This is a genomic window from Xanthomonas cassavae CFBP 4642, from assembly GCF_000454545.1.
In the GTDB taxonomy this organism is placed as follows: domain Bacteria; phylum Pseudomonadota; class Gammaproteobacteria; order Xanthomonadales; family Xanthomonadaceae; genus Xanthomonas; species Xanthomonas cassavae.
The window spans coordinates 4,356,805-4,378,372 of the sequence record NZ_CM002139.1; the positions used below are offsets into that span (position 1 = coordinate 4,356,805).

The following is a 21,568-nucleotide window of genomic DNA, read 5'->3' on the forward strand; positions in this document are numbered from 1 at the left end:
TCGCCCTGCAGCCGGAGCGTATCTCACCCGGCATCAGATCCAGCACGCTGCAATCGCCGGGATCCGCCGGCCTCCCTTCTCCCGCACGCGGGAGAAGGTGGCGCGTAGCGCCGGATGAGGGCACACACCGTTTCTCGGCAAGCGTGCCCCAGCCTCAACCCGCCCCAACCGACGCAATCTGCCGAAAGGTCAGATTGATCCGCTCCCCCACCGGCCGCGCCGTGCGTGGCAAGGCATGCTTGTAGCAGCGCTGCGTGTCGCCGCCCATCAGCAACAGATCGCCGTGCCCCAGTTCCAGCGTCTGCTTCAGCGCCGCATCGTCGCGATGCTTGAACGCAAAGCGCCGCGTCGCGCCCAGGCTCACCGAAGCGATCAACGGCTGCGCCCCCAGCTCCGGCTCGTCGTCGCTGTGCCAGCCCATCGCATCGGCCCCGCTGCGGTAGCGGTTGACCAGCACGCTGTTGAATGGGTGCCCGGTCTCAGCCTGCAGCCGCGCACGGACTGGCTGCAATGCATCCAGCCACGGCTGTGGCGCGAACTGCGTGCCGGAATAGCGGTAGCTGGCATCCGCATCGCCGATCCAGCTGCTAAGGCGTGGCGAATCCACTACCCGCCCAAACATGCGGATGCGGTGCACGTCCCACCGCACCTGCGCCAGCAGGGTCTGCAGCAGCGTATCGGCCTGCGCCGCGTCCAGCCATCCTCGCTGCCAGCGGATCTGCGCCCCCGGCAATGCCACCTCGGTCTTCATCGGCCAGACGCTAGCACGCGTGCCCACACCGCGCCGTCGGCAGCGGATGAATCGCGCCGATTTGCCGCCGTCACATGCAATCCCGGAAAATGCGGCTCAGCCATCGAGCCAACGGGAGCGGAGCAATGTCGGTAACGGGAGTCGGCGCACAGGCGCCAGAGGCGGTCGAACGTGACGTCATGGAATACGACGTCGTCACCGTCGGTGCCGGGCCGGCCGGGCTGTCGTTCGCGATCCGGCTCAAGCAGCTCAACCCTGGTTTGAGCGTGTGCGTGATCGAAAAGTCCAGCACCATCGGCGCGCACATCCTCTCCGGCGCGGTGATCGAACCCGGCCCGCTGGACGCACTGTTGCCCGGCTGGCGCGACAACCCGCCGCCGATCTGCGTGGCCGCTACCGACGACGAATTCTGGTTCCTTGGCAAGGACAGCGCGCGCAAGTTCCCGGTGGTGCCGCCGGGCATGCGCAACCGTGGCAATTTCATCGTCAGCCTGGGCGCGATGTGCGCCTGGCTGGCGCCGCAGGCCGAAGCGCTGGGCGTGGAGATCTATCCGGGCTTTGCCGCCGCCGAAACGCTGCACGACGATCGCGGCCAGGTGGTGGGCGTGCGTATCGGCGACATGGGCGTGGCCAAAGACGGCTCGCACAAGCCCGGCTACACCGCCGGCATCGACATCCGCGCCAAGGTCACCGTGCTTGCCGAAGGCGCACGTGGTCACCTGACCAAGCGGCTGCTCAAGCGCTTCGATCTAACCGCCGACAGCGACCCGCAGGGCTATTCGATCGGCATCAAGGAGCTATGGCAGGTGCCCGAAGGCCGCGTCACGCCCGGCAAGATCGTGCATACGCTGGGCTGGCCCGCGGACAACCACACTTACGGCGGCAGCTTCCTGTATCACCTGGACAATAACCAGATTGCGCTGGGCTATGTCAGCGGGCTGGACTACAGCGACCCCGAATACCAGCCGTGGGAAGCCTTCCAGCAATGGAAGAACCACGCACTGATCAAGTCGCTGCTGGAGGGTGGCAGCATCCTGTCGGCAGGCGCGCGCGCCATCGTCACCGGCGGCTGGCAGTCGCTGCCGAAGGTGGAGATGCCGGGTGCCCTGCTGATCGGCGACACCGCCGGCCTGCTCAACGTGCCCAAGATCAAGGGCACCCATCAGGCGATCCGCAGCGGTATGCTCGCGGCCGAACACCTGGTGCAATCGCAACTGGCCCCGCGAGGCTTCGACGCCAGATTACGCGCCTCCGATGTAATGGCCGAGCTGAAGGAAGTCCGCAACATCAAGCCCGGTTTCAAGAAGGGCCTGTGGTTCGGCCTGCTCAACGCCGCCTGGGAGACCGCCCTCAAGGGCGCCTCGCCGTGGACCCTGAAGAACAAACCGGACTGGTCGGCGCTGCGCAAGATCGGCGATTACGAACAACCCAAGCGCGACTACGTCACCCGCGAGCTCGCACCGCGCGACCGCCTGCAGGGCGTCTACTTCGCCGCTACCGAACACGACGAAGACCAGCCGGTGCATTTGAAGGTGCTGGACACCGATGTCTGCGCCACCCGCTGCGTGGAGGAGTACGACAACCCCTGCACCCGCTTTTGCCCGGCCAACGTCTACGAAATGGTTGCAGACACCGCCAGCCCCTCCGGCAAACGCCTGCAGATCAATGCCGCCAACTGCGTGCACTGCAAGACCTGCGACATCAAGGACCCCTACGAGATCATCACCTGGGTCACGCCGGAGGGTGGTTCGGGTCCGAACTACCAGAATCTGTGAACCCGCCTCGTCGTTCGATGCAGACCCGCGTCCGTACCCGTCTGTTCGGTCTGTTGCGCGCCGCGTTTCGCGCCATGCCACTGGACGAAGCGACGCGTGACCGTTGGCGCGGCTGGTTCCTGGACCGGCATGCCGATTGGGTTCCGGAACCTGTGCGTGGCAGGACCGGCCACGGCGTCTCCCGGCGTCCTGCTGCGCGCAGCGACCAGGCCGCCATCGGTCACGTGCCTTATCGCGCCCAAGCGCTGCCTGTCAACCTTCCGGCCAGCCTGATCGCCTTCTATCTGCCGCAGTTCCATCCGATACCGGAAAACGACGCATGGTGGGGCACGGGATTCACCGAATGGCGCAATGTCAGCCGTGCGCTTGCGCAATTCGAAGGACACCAGCACCCGCGACTTCCTGCAGACCTGGGTTTCTACGATCTTCGCAATCCGCAAATCATGCGCGAACAGGCGCGCCTGGCACAGGAATACGGCCTTGCCGCGTTCTGTTTCTACTTTTACTGGTTCGCCGGCAAGACCTTGCTGGAAATGCCTATCCGGCAGTGGCACGGGGATGATGCCATCACGTTGCCGTTCTGCCTGTGCTGGGCGAACGAGAAGTGGGCGCGGCGCTGGGACGGTCGGGGCGACGACATCCTGATCGATCAGGCGCATGGTGCCGACGACGATCTCGCTTTCATTGCGCACGTCGCTTCCTATATGCGCAATCCGACCTACCTGCGCGTTGAGGGCCGCCCGCTCCTGCTGGTGTATCGACCCAATCTCCTTCCCGAGCCTGCACAGACCGCAGCGCGCTGGCGCGCCTGGTGTCGCGACAATGGCATCGGTGAGATCCATCTGGCTTATGTGCAGGGTTTCGAACGCCCGGACCCACGCGATATCGGATTCGATGCAGCGGTCGAGTTTCCTCCCAATATGAGCACCCCGCCATCGGTCACGGCCCGGCAGCGCCTGCTGAACCCGGACTTTGGCGGCGAGGTGCTGGATTGGCGCGCGCTCGCAAGCGAAATGGAGCAGCGCCCGCTACGCGACTACACGCTGTATCCAGGGGTGAATCCAGGCTGGGACAACGAGCCGCGCCGCTCCGGCAAGGGACGCGTCTATCTGCATGCATCGCCTCGCCGCTATCGGGATTGGCTGTCGCACACCGTGCGGCATCGCCTCGCCGATGCACCGGCTGCGCATCGCCTGGTATTCATCAATGCCTGGAACGAGTGGGCCGAAGGCGCCGTCCTGGAGCCGGACATGCGCCTTGGGCATGCCTGGCTGGAGGCAACACGCCAGGCGCTAACGCGCCCGGTCGAGGTCGAGTGGGCACCGCGCCGGCACCGCGCCTGCGTGGTCGTGCACGCATGGTATCTGGATGTCCTGGACGAGATTTTCGATGCGCTCACGCACTCTGCCGCCCCATTGCGGCTGATTGTCACCACCGATCCGGCCTTGGTCGAGCAGGTCCGTCAATGCCTGCGCCGGCACGGCCTCGACGCAGAGGTGGAAGGCTTCGAGAATCGAGGCCGGGACATCTTGCCGTTCTTGCATGTCGCCAATCGGTTGCTCGACGAGGACGAGCATCTGGTGTTGAAGCTGCACACCAAAAAATCGACGCATCGCGATGATGGAGACGCGTGGCGGCGCGAGATGCTAGCCGCGTTGCTGGGCGGGGAGCGCGTGGATGCGGTCGTCGGCGCGTTCGCTGCCGACCCGCAACTTGGCCTTGCCGCGCCGAGGGAACATCTGTTGGCGGTCACAGACTTCATCGGCGGCAATGCCGATGCCTTGGATTATCTCGCCGTTCGCACCGGCACGGACGCGGTGACCGAACAAGACCTGTTCGCCTCTGGCAGCATGTTCTGGGCGAAGCTCGACGCCTTGCGCCCGGTACTGGACGCGCATCTGCAGCCTGACGATTTCGAAAGCGAGCAAGGCCAGATCGACGGGACCCTGGCGCATGCGATCGAACGCTTCCTGGGCCGCGCGGTCACCGAGTCAGGGTATCGGATTGCCAAACTCGAAAGCCTCATGGGAAACAGCGAGCCGGCTTCAGCCACGCCCTATCGCTATGCACGCAAGGCGCCGTAACGGCGCCTTGCTGCCCGTGCCCGGGATCGGCCGCGATCTCAGGCCCGGAATTCGGCACCGGTCTTGGTGCGTAGCTCGGACAGCTCCACCCCATCTGCGGCCTCCACCAGAACCAATCCGTCGGCGGTGACATCGAACACCGCCAGGTCGGTGATGATGCGATCCACCACGCCCACGCCGGTCAGTGGCAGGTCGCACTCGCGCAGGATCTTGTGGCTGCCGTCCTTGGCAACGTGCTCCATCAGCACCACCACGCGCTTGACGCCGGCCACCAGGTCCATCGCGCCGCCCATGCCCTTGACCATCTTGCCCGGTACCATCCAGTTGGCCAGGTCGCCGCGGTCGGTCACCTGCATTGCGCCGAGAATGGCCAGGTCGATGTGGCCGCCACGGATCATCGCGAACGAATCGTGGCTACCGAAGTAACTGGCGCCGGCGCGCGCGGTCACCGTCTGCTTGCCGGCATTGATCAGGTCTGCGTCTACCTCCTCTTCGGTCGGAAACGGGCCGATGCCAAGCAAGCCATTTTCCGATTGCAGCCACACATCCACGCCGTCGGGGATGTGATTGGCCACCAGGGTCGGCAGGCCGATCCCCAGGTTGACATAGGCGCCATCAGTCAATTCGCGTGCCGCACGAGCGGCCATCTGATCGCGGGTCCAGGCCATCAGGTGTCTCCCTTGCGCACAGTGCGCTGTTCGATGCGTTTTTCCGGCGTGGCGTTGAGTACAAGGCGATCGACATAGATACCGGGCAGATGCACCTGATCCGGATCGATCGCGCCCAGCTCCACGATCTCCTCGACCTCGGCGACGCAGATGTGCCCGGCCATCGCGCAGGCCGGGTTGAAGTTGCGTGCGGTCTTGCGGAACACCAGGTTACCGGCGGTATCGGCGCGCCACGCCTTGACCAGGGCGACGTCGGCCTGCAATGCGGTTTCCAGCACGTAGTGCTTGCCGGCAAACGCGCGGGTTTCCTTGCCCTCGGCCACGATGGTGCCGTATCCGGTGGCGGTGTAGAACGCCGGGATTCCCGCACCGCCCGCGCGCAGGCGCTCGGCCAGGGTGCCCTGCGGGTTGAATTCCAGCTCCAGTTCGCCCGCCAGATACTGGCGCTCGAATTCCTTGTTCTCGCCGACATAGGACGAAATCATCTTGCGGATCTGGCGGGTGGCCAATAACTGCCCCAGCCCGAATCCATCCACGCCGGCGTTGTTGGAAATCACCGTCAATCCGCTGACCCCGCTATCGCGCACGGCCGCAATCAGCGCCTCGGGAATCCCGCACAATCCAAAGCCGCCCACCGCCAGGGTCTGGCCGTCGGCCAACACTCCGTCCAGCGCCGCCTTGGCATCGGCATGGCGTTTACCGCCTGCCGTACCACGTCCATCGTTGCGCATCACCGCCCTCACCTCGCTGATGTGAAGCGGCCATTCTATCCGCTGACCGTTCCCTGTCCCTGTTCGCAATTCCGCCACACCCAAGACACGGCGCACCCGCTAAACTCGGGTGTCCCCCATTCCAGGAATTGCCCATGACGCTACCCGCCTTCAAGGCCTACGACATCCGCGGCCGCGTGCCGGATGAACTCAATGAGGACTTGGCCCGCCGTATCGGTGTGGCGCTGGCGGCGCAGCTGGATCAGGGGCCTGTGGTCCTGGGCCACGACGTGCGCCTGGCGAGCCCGGCGTTGCAGCAAGCGCTTTCAGCCGGCCTGCGTGCCAGCGGCCGTGAGGTCATCGATATCGGCCTGTGCGGCACCGAAGAGGTCTATTTCCAGACCGATTACCTCAAGGCCGCCGGTGGCGTGATGGTGACCGCCAGCCATAACCCCATGGACTACAACGGCATGAAGCTGGTGCGTGAGCAGGCGCGCCCGATCAGTTCGGACACCGGCCTGTTTGCGATCCGCGACACGGTCGCGTCCGATACTGCCGCGCCCGGCGAACCGACCGCGAGCGAGCAGAGCCGGACCGACAAAACCGTCTACCTGGAGCACCTGCTCAGCTATGTGGACCGCAGCACGCTCAAGCCGCTCAAGCTGGTGGTCAACGCCGGCAACGGTGGCGCCGGCCTGATCGTGGACCTGCTGGCCCCGCACCTGCCGTTCGAGTTTGTGCGCGTGTTCCACGAGCCCGATGGCAACTTCCCGAACGGCATCCCCAACCCGCTGCTGCCGGAAAACCGCGATGCCACCGCCAAGGCGGTCAAGGATCACGGTGCGGACTTCGGCATTGCCTGGGATGGCGACTTCGATCGCTGCTTCTTCTTCGACCACACCGGCCGCTTCATCGAGGGCTATTACCTGGTCGGCCTGCTGGCGCAGGCGATCCTGGCCAAGCAGCCGGGCGGCAAGGTCGTGCACGACCCGCGCCTGACCTGGAACACGGTCGAGCAGGTCGAAGAAGCCGGCGGCATTCCGGTGCTGTGCAAGAGCGGCCATGCCTTCATCAAGGAAAAGATGCGCAGCGAGAATGCCGTTTATGGCGGTGAAATGAGCGCGCACCACTATTTCCGCGAATTCGCCTACGCCGACTCCGGCATGATCCCGTGGTTGCTGATCGCCGAGCTGGTGTCGCAATCCGGTCGCTCGCTGGCCGACCTGGTCGAAGCGCGCATGCAGAAGTTCCCCTGCAGCGGCGAGATCAACTTCAAGGTCGCCGATGCCAAGGCCTCCGTTGCCCGCGTGATGGCGCATTACGCCGACCTGTCGCCGGAGCTGGACCACACCGACGGCATCAGCGCCGATTTCGGTCAATGGCGTTTCAACCTGCGCAGCTCCAACACCGAGCCGCTGCTGCGTCTGAACGTGGAAACGCGCGGCGATGCCGCATTGCTGGAAAGCCGCACGCAAGAGATTTCCGACTTGCTGCGCGACTGATTTACCATCACCCCCCACTTTGACGCACTGGAGTTTCCCCCGCTCATGAGCGACGTCCTTCCGATTATTTTGTCCGGCGGCTCCGGCACGCGCCTGTGGCCGCTGTCGCGCGAGTCCTACCCCAAGCAGTTCCTTCCGCTGGTCGGCGACAAGAGCATGTTGCAGGCCACCTGGCTGCGTGCCGCGCCCGTCGCGGGGCACGCACCCATCGTCGTGGCCAACGAAGAGCATCGCTTCATGGCCGCCGAGCAGCTGCAGCAGCTGGGCGTCAAGCCCTCTGCCATCCTGCTGGAGCCCAAGGGCCGCAATACCGCGCCGGCGATTGCGGTTGCTGCGCTGGAAGCCACGCGCGATGGCGCCGACCCGCTGCTGCTGGTGCTGCCCTCGGACCACGTGATAGGTGACGAGGCTGCATTCCAGGCTGGAGTGAAAGTTGCTGCCGAAGCAGCAGCACAAGACAAGTTGGTCACCTTTGGCATCAAGCCGACCGCACCCGAAACCGGCTATGGCTACATCAAGGCCGGCGCGGGCGCGGGCGTCAGCGCGGTTGAACGCTTTGTCGAAAAGCCCGACCTGGCGACTGCGCAGGGCTACCTGACGAGCGGCGAGTATTACTGGAACAGCGGCATGTTCCTGTTCCGCGCCTCCCGCTACCTGGAAGAGCTGCGCAAGTTCCATCCCGCCATCGCCGACGCCTGCCAGACTGCGTGGCAGAACGGCAAGCGCGATGCCGACTTCACCCGCCTGGACAAGGACGCGTTCGCGGCCAGCCCGTCGGATTCGATCGACTACGCGGTGATGGAAAAGACTGCAGATGCGGTCGTCGTGCCGCTGGATGCCGGCTGGAACGACGTCGGATCGTGGTCGTCGCTGCTGGATGTGTCCGAGCAGGACGCGCAGGGCAATGCGCACCACGGCGACGTGATCCAGCTGGATTGCCGCAACACCTATGCCTACGGTTCGCGCCTGATCGCCATGGTCGGCCTGGAAGACGTGGTGGTCGTCGAGACGCCGGACGCCGTGCTGGTCGGTCACCGCGATCGCATTCAGGAGGTGAAGGACGTGGTCAGCCAGATCAAGACGGCCGGCCGTTCCGAGGCAACCTGGCACCGCAAGGTCTACCGCCCGTGGGGTGCTTACGATTCCATCGACATGGGCCAGCGGCACCAGGTCAAGCGCATCACCGTCAAGCCCGGTGCCGTGCTCAGCCTGCAGATGCATCACCACCGCGCGGAACACTGGATCGTGGTCAGCGGCACTGCCGAAGTGACGCGTGGCGAAGAAGTGCTGCTGCTGACCGAAAACCAGAGTACCTACATCCCGCTCGGCGTGACCCATCGCCTGCGCAATCCGGGCAAGCTGCCGCTGGAACTGATCGAAGTGCAGTCCGGCAGCTATCTGGGCGAGGACGACATCGTGCGCTTCGAGGACACCTACGGCCGGGCATGATCACGCGCCCAACGTAGACGGCAAGATCGACGGCGGCCCCTGGCCGCCGTCTTGCGTTATTGGTGACTCACTTTCGATTGCGACACGCTACGCGTGGGCAGATCAAAGGTCGCATGCTTGCGCAGGCTGCATTGCACACCTGTGCGTGCGGGCGACGCAACTGCATCGCCCGCCCTTCAATACCGTTTGGAAAGCCAAGCGGGGCCGCCTGCGAGGCGACAACAGCGCCGCATTGCGTGAACCTCATGGACGCCTAGACGAGCGGCATTGCCACCCGCCAGAACCCGGCGCCGGCCCTGCTCAGTTGTCGCCGAACAGATCGCGCGTGTAGACCTTGTCCTGCACGTCCTGCAATGCGTCGGCCATGCGGTTGCTGATGATGACGTCGGCCTCGCGCTTGAAGGTTTCCAGGTCGTTGACCACGCGCGAGCGGAAGAACTCCGGATCGCTCAGCGTCGGTTCGTACACGATGATGTCCACGCCCTTGGCCTTGAGGCGCTTCATCACGCCCTGGATGCTGGACGAACGGAAGTTGTCCGAGCCGGCTTTCATGATCAGGCGATAGATCCCAACCACCTTGGGATTGCGCCGCAGCACGTCGGCGGCAATGAAGTCCTTGCGGGTGGTGTTGGAATCGACGATCGCCCGGATGATGGTCTGCGGAACGCTCTGGTAGTTGGCCAGCAACTGCTTGGTGTCCTTGGGCAGGCAGTAACCGCCGTAGCCGAAGGACGGATTGTTGTAGTGGCTGCCGATGCGCGGATCCAGGCAGATGCCTTCGATGATCTGACGGCTGTCCAGCCCGTGGGTGAGCGCGTAGGTGTCCAGTTCGTTGAAGTACGACACCCGCATCGCCAGATAGGTGTTGGCGAACAGCTTGATCGCCTCGGCCTCGGTCGGCTCGGTGAACAACACCGGCACGTCGGGCTTGAGCGCGCCTTCCTGCAGCAGCCGCGCGAAGGTTTCCGCGCGCGCCGAGCGCTCGCCGACGATGATCCGGGAAGGGTACAGGTTGTCGTACAACGCCCGGCCTTCGCGCAGGAATTCGGGCGAGAAGATGATGTTGTCGGTGCCGAACTGCGCGCGCAGCTTGGCAACGTAGCCGACCGGAATGGTCGACTTGATCACCATCGTCGCCTGCGGGTTGATTTCCATTACCTTGGCGATCACCACTTCGATCGAGCTGGTGTTGAAATAATTGGTGTCCGGATCGTAGTCGGTGGGTGTGGCGATGATCACGAACTCGGCGCCGGCGAACGCTTCGTTGGCGTCCAGCGTGGCCTTGAAGTTCAGGCCACCCTCGGCCAACGCGGCCTCGAGTTCCTTGTCGACGATCGGCGAGCGGCCTTCGTTGATCAGCTTGACCTTGGCCTCGACGATGTCCAGCGCCACGACCTCATGGTGCTTGGCGAGCAACACGCCATTGGACAGACCGACATAGCCGGTACCCGCGACAGCGATCTTCATTGGAATTCCTTGCGATTTTGGATGGGGGAGGAGGCAGCGCGCTGCGCGCAGGTCGTCGCGTGATGACGGTACGGCCGAGCCCGTCACGGGCCGGCGCGCCCGCTGGGGGACACGCAAGAACCTGCACGGTGCCGATCGATGCGATGCAGCGCACGCACGCGTCGCACCCGCTTCAGCGGCACATCCACGCCGGCTGCGACCTGCACGAAGCAGTTCGTCGGCCCGGCGCGGACCAGTGCCAGATGGTAGCCGAAGCGAGGTGCAAGCTATGAGTCAGTGCTGAAGCCACACCGGCCCATCACGCCGCTCAGAAGCTCAATCGCGGGCAAGCGTGTCCAGCACCCGGCTCAGTCCGTCCTGCCAGTCGGGCAGACGGACGCCGAACGTGTCCTGCAGGCTGTGGGTATCCAGCCGCGCGTAGGCCGGGCGCGTGGCCGGCGTTGGATAGTCGGCGGTGCTGATCGCCTCCACGCGCGGCACGCGGGCGAGCAGGCCGCGCGCATGCGCCCGGGCAAAGATGGCTTCGGCGAAACCGTGCCAGGAGGTCTGCCCCGCAGCGGTCAGATGCCACAGGCCGGAGGGTTCACCGGGCTGGCGTAGCGCGTGCGCCGTGATGTCGGCGATCAACGCGGCCGGCGTCGGCGTGCCGATCTGGTCGGCGACCACGCGTAGCACGTCGCGCTCAGCTCCCACGCGCAGCATCGTGCGCAGGAAATTGTGTCCATGCGCCGCGTAGACCCAGGCGGTGCGGAAGATCAGATGGCGGCCACCGGCCGCCTGCACTGCCTGTTCGCCGGCCAGTTTGCTCTGCCCGTACACGCCGAGCGGCGCGGTGGCGTCGTCCGGCCGATAGGGGCGCGTGCCCTGCCCATCGAAGACATAGTCGGTCGAATAATGGACCAAGGGCACATTGGCGCACGCGCACCATTGCGCAATGATCGCCGGCGCTTCGGCATTGGCACGGAAGGCCGCATCACGCTCCTGCTCGGCGCGGTCGACGGCGGTGTAGGCGGCTGCGTTGACGATACACGTTGGCGCAAGCCGATCCAGCAGCGCCCCTAGACTTTGCGGCGCGTCGAAGTCGGCGACCTCACACGCGGCACCATCCGGCAACCGACCACTGCGGGTGCTGGCCAGGATCGGGCCATCGCCTGCCAATGCCCGCAGCAATTCCGTGCCCACCTGTCCATTGGCTCCAAGCACCAAGGTCGTCATGGCGCAAACACTGGCAGCCGCTCGCTCGACACGTCCTCAAGGAAGGGCGCTGCGGCATCCTTGGCCGAAAGTACCGGATCGGTGATCGGCCAGTCGATCCCGATCGCCGCGTCGTCCCAACGCACGCTTGCATCGGCTTCTTTGATGTAAACGTCCGTACAGAGGTAGCTGAAGAGCGCGCTCTCGGACAACACCGCGAAGCCATGTGCAAAACCCTCCGGAATCCAGAACTGACGCTTGTTCTCTGCGCTCAATAGTGCGGCCACCCATTGCCCGAAATGCGGAGAGCCACGCCTGATGTCGACGGCGACATCATAGACCTCGCCTTCCAGCACGCTGACCAGCTTCCCTTGTGGACGTGGCCACTGATAATGCAGGCCGCGAAGAACTCCTTTCGATGAACTCGAAACGTTGCTTTGGACGAAACTCGCAGGAAGCCCGTGCTTGGCAAAGCGCTCGGCATTCCAGCTCTCGAAGAAATATCCGCGCCCGTCGCCAAAGACCGCCGGCTCGATCAGCAGGCAGCCTGGCAACCCTGTATTTATCACTTTCAAGAAACAACTCCGCGTTTAGCGAGTGAATGAAGATACTGCCCGTACCCATTCTTCAACAGCGGCGCAGCGAGACGTTCCAGCTGACCGGCATCGATCCATCCTTGTCCAAAAGCCACTTCCTCCGGACAACAGACCTGCAGGCCCTGCCGTGTCTGTATCGTCTCAATGAAATTGGAGGCCTCGTGCAATGATTGATGCGTCCCCGTGTCCAGCCAGGCATAGCCTCGCCCCAATTGCTCCAGGTGCAGATTGCCCGAATCCAAATAGCATCGATTGAGATCGGTGATCTCAAGTTCGCCACGCGGTGACGGCTGCAGCGAGGCAGCATAGTCACTGGCCATCCCATCGTAGAAATACAATCCGGTGACTGCGTAGTTGGAACGTGGATTTGCAGGCTTTTCGGTGATGTCGACCACCTTGCCATGCTTGTCGAATTCGGCAACGCCATAGCGCTGCGGATCGTTGACCCAATAGCCGAAGATGGTGGCGCCCCGATCGCGTGCATCCGCCCGCCGCAAGGTGTCGGTCAGGCCATGACCGTGGAAGATGTTATCGCCCAGTACCAGGCAGCTAGGCTTGCCGTCGACGAACTCGCGACCGATCAAATAAGCCTGGGCCAGGCCGTCGGGGCTGGGCTGTACGGCATAGCGGATATCGATTCCCCATTGTGAACCGTCGCCCAGCAGGCATTGAAACAACCCCTGCTCGTGCGGCGTGTTGATGATCAGAACATCCCGAATGCCGGCAAGCATCAGCACGCTCAGCGGATAATAGACCATTGGTTTGTCGTAGACCGGCAGCAGCTGCTTGCTGACGCCCTTGGTGATCGGATACAAGCGCGTACCGGATCCGCCTGCCAGGATGATGCCTTTACGTTGCGTCATGAAGTCGTTTCCTTTACTTGTCACGAATGCAGGCGCTGAACGCCAGGGTCTGCATCAGGTTGTTGCGCCAATGCGTTCCAAGCGATAGCTGCCATCCAGCACGCCCTGCACCCAAGTCTCATGGCTCAAATACCACTCCACCGTCAATCCGATACCTTGCTCGAAGGTATAAGCCGGCTCCCACCCCAGTTCATTCTTCAGCTTGGACGCGTCGATCGCATAGCGGCGATCGTGCCCAGGACGGTCGGTGACGTGGATGATCTGGCTTGCGCGGGGTCGGCCGTCTTCGCGCGGACGCTGCTGATCGAGCAGCATGCAGATGGTCCGTACCACCTCGATATTCTGGCGTTCGGAGTTGCCGCCGACATTGTAGGTCTCACCGACCCGGCCCTTCGTCAGCACTGTACGGATCGCCTTACAGTGATCGCTCACAAATAGCCAGTCGCGTACTTGCTTGCCGTCTCCGTAGACCGGCAAAGACTCGCCGGACAGCGCTTTGGCAATCACCAACGGGATGAGTTTTTCCGGAAAGTGATACGGACCGTAGTTGTTCGAACAGTTGGTGGTGAGTACCGGCAGACTGTAGGTATGGTGGAATGCTCTCACGAGATGGTCCGACGCCGCCTTGGATGCCGAGTACGGCGAATTCGGCGCATAGGGTGTGGTTTCGGTGAACCTGCCGGTTTCACCCAACGAGCCATAGACCTCGTCGGTGGAAACGTGCAGGAACCGGAAGGCGGCACGAAGCCCATCAGGTAGCGCCTTCCAGTAATCACGCACTGCCTCGAGCAAGGCGAGCGTGCCTACCACGTTGGTCTGGATGAACGCACCGGGACCGTCGATCGAGCGATCCACATGGCTTTCAGCGGCAAAGTTCAGTACCGCGTCGGGACGGTGCTCAGCCAGTATCCTCGTCACCAGCGCGCGGTCGCCGATGTCGCCCCGGATGAAAACATGGTCCGGATTGTTCTCGATCGACGCCAAGGTGTTCAGGTTGCCAGCGTAAGTGAGAGCATCCAGATTAATCACCCGGACGCCGCGGGCAACCGCCTCCAGGACGAAGTTGCCGCCGATGAAGCCGGCGCCGCCGGTTACGAGCCAAGTTGCCACTGCCACATTCTCCTGGTTGCGTGCCGCACGCGGCTCAATAACCACACAGGATATATGCTGGATGCCGCGCAAGCCTTAAAGAACATCCGCGCACGCCAAGCGGAAGGACGTTCAAGCAACCGGTCATCCATACGCCATCGCATGGTGAGCCCTCCCCGGTTAGAATGGCCCCACTCCCGAGCCTGCCGCCGCGGCCGGGCCTTCCCGCAACAGCTGAAGGATCTCGTACACGATGAAAATCCTCGTCGCCTACAAGCGCGTGGTGGACTACAACGTCCGCATTCAGGTCAAGCCCGATGGCTCCGGTGTGGTCACCGACGGCGTCAAGCTCTCGCCCAATCCCTTCGACGAAATCGCCCTCGAAGAGGCCTTGCGCCTGCGCGACGCCGGCATCGCCACCGAGGTGGTGGTCGCCACCCTGGCCCCGGCCGATGCGGCCGCGCACCTGCGCAACGGGCTTGCGATGGGCGCCAACCGCGCCATCCACGTGGTCACCGACGCGGCCATCCAGCCGTTGACCGCCGCGCGCACCCTGCTCAAGCTGGTCGAGAAGGAACAGCCGGACCTGGTCATCCTGGGCAAGCAGGCCATCGACGACGACGCCAACCAGACCGGCCAGATGCTGGCCACCTTGTGGGGTCGCCCGCAGGCGACCTTCGCCGGCAAGCTGGTGGTCGCCGATGGCAAGGCCACGGTGACCCGCGAAGTCGATGCCGGCCTGGAGACGCTGGAAGTGGACCTGCCGGCAGTCATCACCACCGATCTGCGCCTGAACGAGCCGCGCTTCATCAAGCTGCCGGACATCATGAAGGCCAAGAGCAAGCCATTGGAAACGTTGGCATTTGCCGACCTCGGTGTGGATACACATGACAGCCTGATCACCGCCCACTACGCCGCGCCATCCAAGCGCAGCCGTGGCGTCATGGTCAAGGATGCCGCCGAACTGGTGGCCGCACTCAAGCAGAAGGGGTTGTTGTAATGGCCAAGGTTCTCGTTGTTGCCGAACATCTCAACGGCCAGCTCAATGCGGCCACCGCCAAGACCCTGAGCGCCGCGCAGGCGATCTCTGCTGAGTCCATCGACGTGGTCGTACTGGCAGCCGACCCGGCCGCCGTTGCAGCGCAGGCCGCACAGCTGGCCGGCGTCGCCCGCGTGCTGACCGTGGCCAATGCCGCCAACGAGCACGCCATCGCGCAGGTGCTGGGACCACAGATCGCCCAGCTGGCCGGCCAGGGCTACACTCATGTCTTCGGCCCCTCCACCACCTTCGGCAAGGATCTGATGCCGGTGGTTGCGGCACTGCTTGGCGTCAACCAGATCTCCGACCTGATGGCCGTCGAGGACACTCATACCTTCAAGCGTCCGATCTATGCAGGCAACGCCATCATCACCGTCAAGGCACCGGCCGAGCAGATCGTGGTTGCTACCGTGCGCAGCGCCTCCTGGCCGGAAGCGGCCAAAGGCGGCAGTGCGGCGGTCGAGTCCGTCACGGTCGATGCCACCCTGCCGACGCATAGCCGCTTCATCGGCCTGGCGGCCGGCAGCTCCGACCGCCCAGACCTGCAGAGCGCCAAGCGCGTGGTCTCCGGTGGCCGCGGCGTGGGCTCGGCAGAGAACTTCCAGCACATCTACAGCCTGGCCGACAAACTCGGCGCCGCCGTGGGCGCCTCGCGTGCTGCCGTCGATGCCGGCTACGTGCCCAACGAGCTGCAGGTCGGCCAGACCGGCAAGATCATTGCCCCGGAGCTGTACGTGGCGATCGGCATCTCAGGGGCGATCCAGCATCTGACCGGCATCAAGGACGCCGGCACCATCGTGGCGATCAACAAGGACCCGGAGTCGCCGATCTTCGAGATTGCCGATATCGGGCTGGTGGGGGATTTGTTTGCGCTGCTGCCGGAGTTGGAGGCTGCGTTGGGCTGAGGCCCGTCTGCTGCAATGGATGCGCCTTCATCTTCCCGCATCAACGGTGCCGCAACATCGCGGCACCGTCTGGATTATCTGGTCAGCTTCGTTGTGCTGCTATGCGGCGGCTATATCGCCGCATTGGTCTGGGTAGACCACGGGAACGGGACGTTTTCGCGGCTGTGTGACGCCTGGCACCTGATGTTGCTCGCAATCGTGCCCGTATCGCTGACGTACCTGTTTCGGTACTGGCGCTGGCAATGGCTGCTCCGTCGCAAAGGGCATCGCGTACCAATGGGGCTTGGCCTGGCTGGCTATTTGGCGGGCTTCGCACTGACCGCTACGCCAGGCAAGGCAGGCGAACTGATGCGAATTCGCTACTTCGCGCGGATGGGCATTCCCGCCGAGCGCACATTGGGTGTCTTCGTCTTCGAGCGCGCATCCGACCTTTTGGTCATCCTGTCGCTGTCCCTGCTGGCCGCATCAGTATTCCCCACCTTGGGCGCGCTAGCTGCAGTTGTGCTGGGATTTGTCTGCGCGCTGTTCGGCGCAGCCGCCTGGCCCACGTTGTTGGACAACCTGAAAGGCGTGAGCGCGCGCCTTCCCGGCCGCTGGCTGCGGCGACTGGCGCATTTTTTCCTTGCGGCAGCGCTGGAATTGCGTAGCTGCCTGGATCTACCTGCGTTCGGGCAAAGCATGCTTGCCGGGTTCATCGCCTGGGGACTGACATCGGCGGTGTTCGTGAGCCTTTGCGTCGGCATGGGCCTGCAACTGGAGCCTACTGTCGCGTTCGGCATTTACCCACTTGCGATGCTGATCGGCGCACTGTCGTTTGTTCCCGGTGGCGTCGGCTCGACCGAACTGGCCATCGTATTGATGCTCAATCGGCTCGGAATTTCTACTGCAGACGCTATTGCGGTCGCTGTCGCGGCGCGCCTGGTGACGCTTTGGTACGCCATACTCGTCGGTGCAGTGTCCATGCTTTCTGCAGAATTCGCCGTTCGTAAGAGAGCTCGGTGATTGGCAGGTATAATCGGCGCCCCGTAATGGATCGCCAGGCAGTCGATGTCCGCCCCTACCAACAGCACCACCCGTCCGGTTGTTTCGGGACGCGCCTTGTGCGTGGATCTGGATGGCACGCTTTTGAATTCGGACATTCTCTATGAGTCGGTGCTGGCGTTGCTGGCGCGAAACCCGCTCTACGTGTTCTTGCTGCCGCTGTGGCTGTTGCGTGGCAAGGCCGTGCTGAAGCGCGAACTTGCGTCCCGCGTCGTCCTGCCGGCAGAGACCCTGCCCTACAACCACCAGGTGCTAGAGCTGTTGCGCACCACAACGCAACGCCCGCGCGTGTTGTGCACCGCCTCCGACGCACTCCTGGTGCAGCCCATTGCAGAGCATCTGGGCCTTTTCGAGCAGGTCATTGCCAGTGATGGAAAGCGCAATCTGTCTGGTCGCAACAAGGCAGAGGTGCTGGTCGACGCGTTTGGTCAGGGCAGTTTCGATTACGCAGGCAACGGCAGTGTGGATTTACACGTGTGGGAAAGGGCCGGTGGCGCCTGGGTCGTCAACAATGGCGTCGCACTTGCCAAGGCCGCTGCGCAGCGGACGACCGTGCATGCGCATTGGCCGGCGCCGCCGCGCGCCCGTGCATGGCTGAAGGCGTTACGCCTGCATCAGTGGCTGAAGAATCTGCTGGTGTTCGTTCCCTTGCTGACCGCGCACCGCTTCCTGAATCTGGAATCGGTGGTGCAATCCACAATTGCGCTGGTGGCGTTCGGGCTATGCGCCTCCGGCGTCTATGTGCTCAACGATCTGCTGGACCTGACGCCTGACCGCCAGCACCCCCGCAAGCGCAAGCGCCCGTTCGCGGCAGGTCGACTTCCTCTTTTGCAGGGTCTGCTGGTTGCCCCCGCGCTGACCGTAGCCGGCCTCCTGCTGTCGCTGGCATGCAGCATCGAGTTCACCCTGGTACTGATCGCCTACTACGTCATGACATTGGCGTACTCACTGCGGTTGAAACGCATCGTGATGATCGACGTCGTACTGCTCGCAGCGCTCTACACCGTACGCATCATCGGCGGCGCCATGGCGATCAGCGTCGAACTCTCGTTCTGGCTATTGGCATTTTCGATGTTCATGTTCCTGTCGCTGGCCCTCCTTAAGCGGTACACCGAGCTGCATGCCATGTTGAGCAGCGGCAAGACCAAGGCCAGTGGCCGCGCCTATTCGGTCGAGGACCTCTCGTTACTGCAGTCGATGGGTGCAGCGGCTGGCTACATCGCGGTGATGGTGATGGCGCTGTACATCAATAGCCCCGAGAGCGTGGCGCTGTACCGCAATCCCAAGCTGCTATGGCTGGTGTGTCCGGTGCTGCTGTACTGGGTGAGCCGGGTCTGGATCATCGCCCATCGGGGGGAGATGCATGATGACCCTATCGTATTCGCTGCCACTGATCGCGTAAGCCAGATTGTTGTCGTGCTGTGCGGGTTGTTTGCCTTGAGCGCCATCTGATGGCAGCGGGGCAGTCCTGGGGGCGCTATCCCAGAGCACACCAGACGCTGCTACCGGTCCATGATCGCGCGGCAAGCCTGCCGGCATTCGACGGCCATGCCCTGCCTCGTGGCAATGGACGCAGTTATGGCGACAGTTGCCTGAACCCGGATGGTGCACTGCTGTGCGCACGTGGGCTTGATCGATTCATCGCTTTTGATCCAGGTAATGGTGTCTTGCGTTGTGAGTCGGGAGTCACCCTTGCCGAGATCATCGAGCTGGTATTGCCGCAAGGCTGGTTTCTGCCAGTGACGCCCGGCACGCGCTACGTCACCGTCGCCGGGGCGATCGCCAACGACGTGCACGGCAAGAACCATCATCGTACCGGCAATTTTGGCCATCATGTGCGCGCATTCGAGCTGTTGCGCAGCGACGGCGAGCGGCGGCTATGCACCCCGGACGACGCCGATCTCTGGTTTGCGGCCACGGTGGGAGGGCTGGGCCTGACCGGCCTGATCACCTGGGCGGAAATTCAGTTGCGCCGTGTCGGCAGTCCCGCGCTGGAAGCAGAGAACATCCGCTTCGGCTCACTCGATGAATTCTTCGAGTTGTCGGCGGCATCTGCCGAAAGCCACGAGTACAGCGTGGCTTGGATCGATTGTCTGGCAAGTGGCAAGGCGCGTGGACGCGGGCACTTCACCCGCGCCGATCACTGCACCGGGCTTGCCCAGGAGCGACCAACGTCGCCAGGCGCAGGCGTGTCCATGCCTGTCACGCCACCGATTTCGCTGGTGAACAAGTTGTCCCTGCGGCCTTTCAACGCGGTTTACTACTGGCGCCAACCCGCTCCGCACAAACGCTTTGTCACCCATCTGTTGCCGTTCTTTTATCCGCTGGACGGCATCCGTGACTGGAACCGGATGTATGGCCCGTCCGGCTTTCTGCAGTATCAATGTGTATTGCCCCCCGCAACCGCACGGGATGGGGTCAACGCGCTACTAGCCGAGATCGCGCGCAGTGGTCGCGGCTCGTTCCTGGCAGTGCTGAAAGAGTTCGGCAACACGCCTTCCATCGGCATGCTGTCTTTCCCGAGGCCCGGGACGACGTTGGCACTGGACTTTCCCAATACAGGTGCTGACGTACTCCGCCTGCTTGAGCGACTCGACCGCGTCGTCGACGAGGCAGGCGGCGCTCTGTACCCTGCAAAAGACGCACGTATGGCCGCGCATTCGTTCCAGCGCGCCTATGGCCGCTGGAGCGAATTCAGTGGCTATCTCGATCCACGTTTTTCATCCGGCTTCTGGCGCCGGGTCACGGAGTAGACATGCAACGCGTCCTCATCATCGGTGCCACCTCGGCCATCGCAGAAGCAACCGCCCGACGCTACGCCGCGCGCGGGGCGGCGATCCATTTGCTCGGCCGGCAGGCAACTCGCCTGGAAGCGATTGCGGCCGACCTGACGACCCGCGGCGCCCGAAGCAGCATCGGCGTGCTGGATGTCAACGACAATGCGCATCATGGCGAAGTTCTGGATGCAGCCTGGGCTGCCTTGAGCGGTGTCGATGTCGTGTTGATCGCACACGGCACGCTGCCGGATCAGGCTGCGTGTGACGCATCGGTCGAACTGTCGCTGCGCGAATTCGCCACCAACGGCACCTCCACGATTGCGCTGTGCGCAGCGATTGTGCCGCGACTGACGTCGGGTGCCACGCTGGCAGTCATTTCTTCTGTGGCGGGAGATCGCGGCCGAGCCAGCAACTACCTTTATGGCAGTGCCAAGGCCGCTGTGACCGCCTACTTGAGCGGTCTGGGACAACGCCTGCGCCCGCAAGGCATCAACGTCGTCACGATCAAGCCGGGCTTCGTCGACACCCCCATGACTGCGGCCTTCAAAAAGGGCGCACTGTGGGCAAAGCCGGACCAGATTGCCAAGGGGATACTCAGCGCAGTGGACAGCCGTCGCGCTGTGGCTTACCTGCCTGGTTTCTGGTGGGTAATCATGCTGGTAATCAAGAATATCCCGGAATTCATTTTTCGCAGGATCAAGCTCTGACATGACGGACAAACACGCCAAGATCGTCATCACCGGCGCCGCGGGCCTGGTCGGCCAGAACCTAATCGTCGAACTCGAACAGCAGGGCTACACCCAGTTGGTAGCGATCGACAAACACGCGCACAACCTGCAGATCCTGCGCGAGCTGCACCCGGCAGTGCGCGTGGTGCAGGCGGACCTTGCCGAGCCCGGCGACTGGGCACGCGAGTTCGGGGGTGCAGCCTGCGTCGCCCAGTTGCACGCGCAGATCACCGGCAAGACCACTGACCTATTCACCCGCAACAATCTGACTGCGACAGCGCACGTGCTCGATGCCTGCCGCGCGGCGAAGGTACCATATCTGGTGCACATCAGCTCCTCGGTGGTGAACTCGGTGGCCAAGGACGACTACACCAACACCAAGCGGGCACAGGAAGAGATGGTGGTCGCCAGCGGCCTGCTCCACTGCGTGCTACGCCCAACCCTGATGTTCGGCTGGTTCGATCCTAAACACCTTGGCTGGCTGTCGCGCTTCATGGCCAGGACGCCGGTGTTCCCGATTCCGGGCGATGGCCGCTTCATGCGCCAGCCGCTGTACGAGCGCGACTTCTGCCGTTGCATCGCCAAGTGCATCGAACGCGAGCCCGACGGCGATGTCTACGATATCGTTGGCGATACGCGCGTGGACTACGTCGACATCATCAAGACGATCAAGCGGGTTAAAAAACTGCATACCCTGATCTTGCATATCCCGATCGGCTTATTCGCCTTTCTGCTGCGTGTGTATTCGCTTTTCAGTTCTAAGCCACCATTCACCGCCGACCAGCTCAAGGCGCTCAGCGCCGGCGACGACTTCAAGGGCGTCGATACCGAAGCGGTGTTCGGAGTGCGACAAACGCCGTTCGAGGACGCGATCCGCGAAAGCTATACCGACCCGCGCTACAGCCATATTGTGCTCAAGCGCTGAACCGT

General features: G+C 63.5%; 19 protein-coding genes. 11 read left to right on the plus strand and 8 right to left on the minus strand.

Annotated features, from left to right (window positions below; genetic code table 11):
• Positions 1-154 precede the first annotated feature (154 nt).
• Positions 155-751, minus strand: a complete 597-nt coding sequence (locus tag XCSCFBP4642_RS0119315) for an alpha-ketoglutarate-dependent dioxygenase AlkB family protein (protein ID WP_029221213.1) — start codon at positions 749-751, stop codon at positions 155-157.
• Between the two features lie 125 nt (positions 752-876).
• Between XCSCFBP4642_RS0119315 and XCSCFBP4642_RS0119320 the strand changes: the two genes are divergently transcribed.
• Both XCSCFBP4642_RS0119320 and XCSCFBP4642_RS0119325 read left to right on the plus strand, forming a co-directional pair.
• Positions 877-2,526: an electron transfer flavoprotein-ubiquinone oxidoreductase gene (locus XCSCFBP4642_RS0119320; protein WP_029221214.1), complete on the plus strand. Its 1,650-nt coding sequence runs from the start codon at positions 877-879 to the stop codon at positions 2,524-2,526.
• Between the two features lie 17 nt (positions 2,527-2,543).
• Positions 2,544-4,610 carry a glycoside hydrolase family 99-like domain-containing protein gene (locus XCSCFBP4642_RS0119325; protein ID WP_266104051.1) on the plus strand — a complete coding sequence of 689 codons (2,067 nt, stop codon included), beginning with the start codon at positions 2,544-2,546 and terminating at the stop codon, positions 4,608-4,610.
• A gap of 38 nt (positions 4,611-4,648) precedes the next feature.
• Here the strand turns inward: XCSCFBP4642_RS0119325 and XCSCFBP4642_RS0119330 are convergent, their stop codons facing one another.
• On the minus strand, positions 4,649-5,278 hold the full coding sequence (locus XCSCFBP4642_RS0119330; protein WP_029221216.1) for a CoA transferase subunit B: 630 nt from the start codon (positions 5,276-5,278) through the stop codon (positions 4,649-4,651).
• A complete protein-coding gene (locus tag XCSCFBP4642_RS0119335) occupies positions 5,278-6,009 on the minus strand; it encodes a CoA transferase subunit A (RefSeq protein ID WP_029221217.1) in 732 nt (243 codons plus the stop codon). The genes XCSCFBP4642_RS0119330 and XCSCFBP4642_RS0119335 overlap by 1 nt, the downstream gene beginning before the upstream one ends.
• Positions 6,010-6,143: 134 nt before the next feature.
• Here XCSCFBP4642_RS0119335 and XCSCFBP4642_RS0119340 point away from each other — a divergent pair, with 134 nt between their 5' ends.
• Positions 6,144-7,490 (plus strand): phosphohexomutase domain-containing protein, encoded by a 1,347-nt coding sequence (locus XCSCFBP4642_RS0119340; protein WP_029221218.1) that lies wholly within the window; start codon positions 6,144-6,146, stop codon positions 7,488-7,490.
• A gap of 45 nt (positions 7,491-7,535) precedes the next feature.
• Positions 7,536-8,939 (plus strand): mannose-1-phosphate guanylyltransferase/mannose-6-phosphate isomerase, encoded by a 1,404-nt coding sequence (locus XCSCFBP4642_RS0119345; protein ID WP_029221219.1) that lies wholly within the window; start codon positions 7,536-7,538, stop codon positions 8,937-8,939.
• Between the two features lie 300 nt (positions 8,940-9,239).
• Here the strand turns inward: XCSCFBP4642_RS0119345 and XCSCFBP4642_RS0119350 are convergent, their stop codons facing one another.
• The 5 genes from XCSCFBP4642_RS0119350 to rfbB form a co-directional block, all read right to left on the minus strand.
• A complete protein-coding gene (locus XCSCFBP4642_RS0119350) occupies positions 9,240-10,406 on the minus strand; it encodes a nucleotide sugar dehydrogenase (protein ID WP_029221220.1) in 1,167 nt (388 codons plus the stop codon).
• A 315-nt stretch (positions 10,407-10,721) separates the two neighbouring features.
• Entirely contained in the window at positions 10,722-11,621 is a 900-nt protein-coding gene (gene rfbD / locus XCSCFBP4642_RS0119355) for a dTDP-4-dehydrorhamnose reductase (RefSeq protein WP_029221221.1), read from the minus strand.
• Positions 11,618-12,175 (minus strand): dTDP-4-dehydrorhamnose 3,5-epimerase, encoded by a 558-nt coding sequence (rfbC, locus tag XCSCFBP4642_RS0119360; protein ID WP_029221222.1) that lies wholly within the window; start codon positions 12,173-12,175, stop codon positions 11,618-11,620. Before rfbC ends, rfbD begins: the two co-directional genes overlap by 4 nt.
• On the minus strand, positions 12,172-13,059 hold the full coding sequence (gene rfbA, locus XCSCFBP4642_RS0119365) for a glucose-1-phosphate thymidylyltransferase RfbA (protein ID WP_029221223.1): 888 nt from the start codon (positions 13,057-13,059) through the stop codon (positions 12,172-12,174). Before rfbA ends, rfbC begins: the two co-directional genes overlap by 4 nt.
• 54 nt (positions 13,060-13,113) lie before the next feature.
• Positions 13,114-14,169 (minus strand): dTDP-glucose 4,6-dehydratase, encoded by a 1,056-nt coding sequence (gene rfbB / locus XCSCFBP4642_RS0119370; RefSeq protein ID WP_029221224.1) that lies wholly within the window; start codon positions 14,167-14,169, stop codon positions 13,114-13,116.
• A gap of 232 nt (positions 14,170-14,401) precedes the next feature.
• On the opposite strand from rfbB, the gene XCSCFBP4642_RS0119375 reads away from it, so the two are divergent.
• The 7 genes from XCSCFBP4642_RS0119375 (at position 14,402) to XCSCFBP4642_RS0119405 (ending at position 21,563) form a co-directional block, all read left to right on the plus strand.
• Positions 14,402-15,148, plus strand: a complete 747-nt coding sequence (locus XCSCFBP4642_RS0119375) for an electron transfer flavoprotein subunit beta/FixA family protein (protein WP_029221225.1) — start codon at positions 14,402-14,404, stop codon at positions 15,146-15,148.
• Positions 15,148-16,092, plus strand: coding sequence for an electron transfer flavoprotein subunit alpha/FixB family protein (locus XCSCFBP4642_RS0119380; protein ID WP_029221226.1), 945 nt, complete (start codon positions 15,148-15,150; stop codon positions 16,090-16,092). Before XCSCFBP4642_RS0119375 ends, XCSCFBP4642_RS0119380 begins: the two co-directional genes overlap by 1 nt.
• A gap of 15 nt (positions 16,093-16,107) precedes the next feature.
• A complete protein-coding gene (locus XCSCFBP4642_RS0119385; RefSeq protein ID WP_029221227.1) occupies positions 16,108-17,094 on the plus strand; it encodes a lysylphosphatidylglycerol synthase transmembrane domain-containing protein in 987 nt (328 codons plus the stop codon).
• A gap of 102 nt (positions 17,095-17,196) precedes the next feature.
• Positions 17,197-18,585 carry a UbiA family prenyltransferase gene (locus tag XCSCFBP4642_RS0119390; RefSeq protein ID WP_029221228.1) on the plus strand — a complete coding sequence of 463 codons (1,389 nt, stop codon included), beginning with the start codon at positions 17,197-17,199 and terminating at the stop codon, positions 18,583-18,585.
• Positions 18,585-19,886: an FAD-binding oxidoreductase gene (locus XCSCFBP4642_RS0119395; RefSeq protein ID WP_029221229.1), complete on the plus strand. Its 1,302-nt coding sequence runs from the start codon at positions 18,585-18,587 to the stop codon at positions 19,884-19,886. The genes XCSCFBP4642_RS0119390 and XCSCFBP4642_RS0119395 overlap by 1 nt, the downstream gene beginning before the upstream one ends.
• Positions 19,887-19,888: 2 nt before the next feature.
• Positions 19,889-20,617 carry an SDR family oxidoreductase gene (locus XCSCFBP4642_RS0119400; RefSeq protein WP_029221230.1) on the plus strand — a complete coding sequence of 243 codons (729 nt, stop codon included), beginning with the start codon at positions 19,889-19,891 and terminating at the stop codon, positions 20,615-20,617.
• Position 20,618: 1 nt separating this feature from the next.
• Positions 20,619-21,563 (plus strand): NAD-dependent epimerase/dehydratase family protein, encoded by a 945-nt coding sequence (locus XCSCFBP4642_RS0119405; RefSeq protein WP_029221231.1) that lies wholly within the window; start codon positions 20,619-20,621, stop codon positions 21,561-21,563.
• Positions 21,564-21,568: the final 5 nt, after the last annotated feature.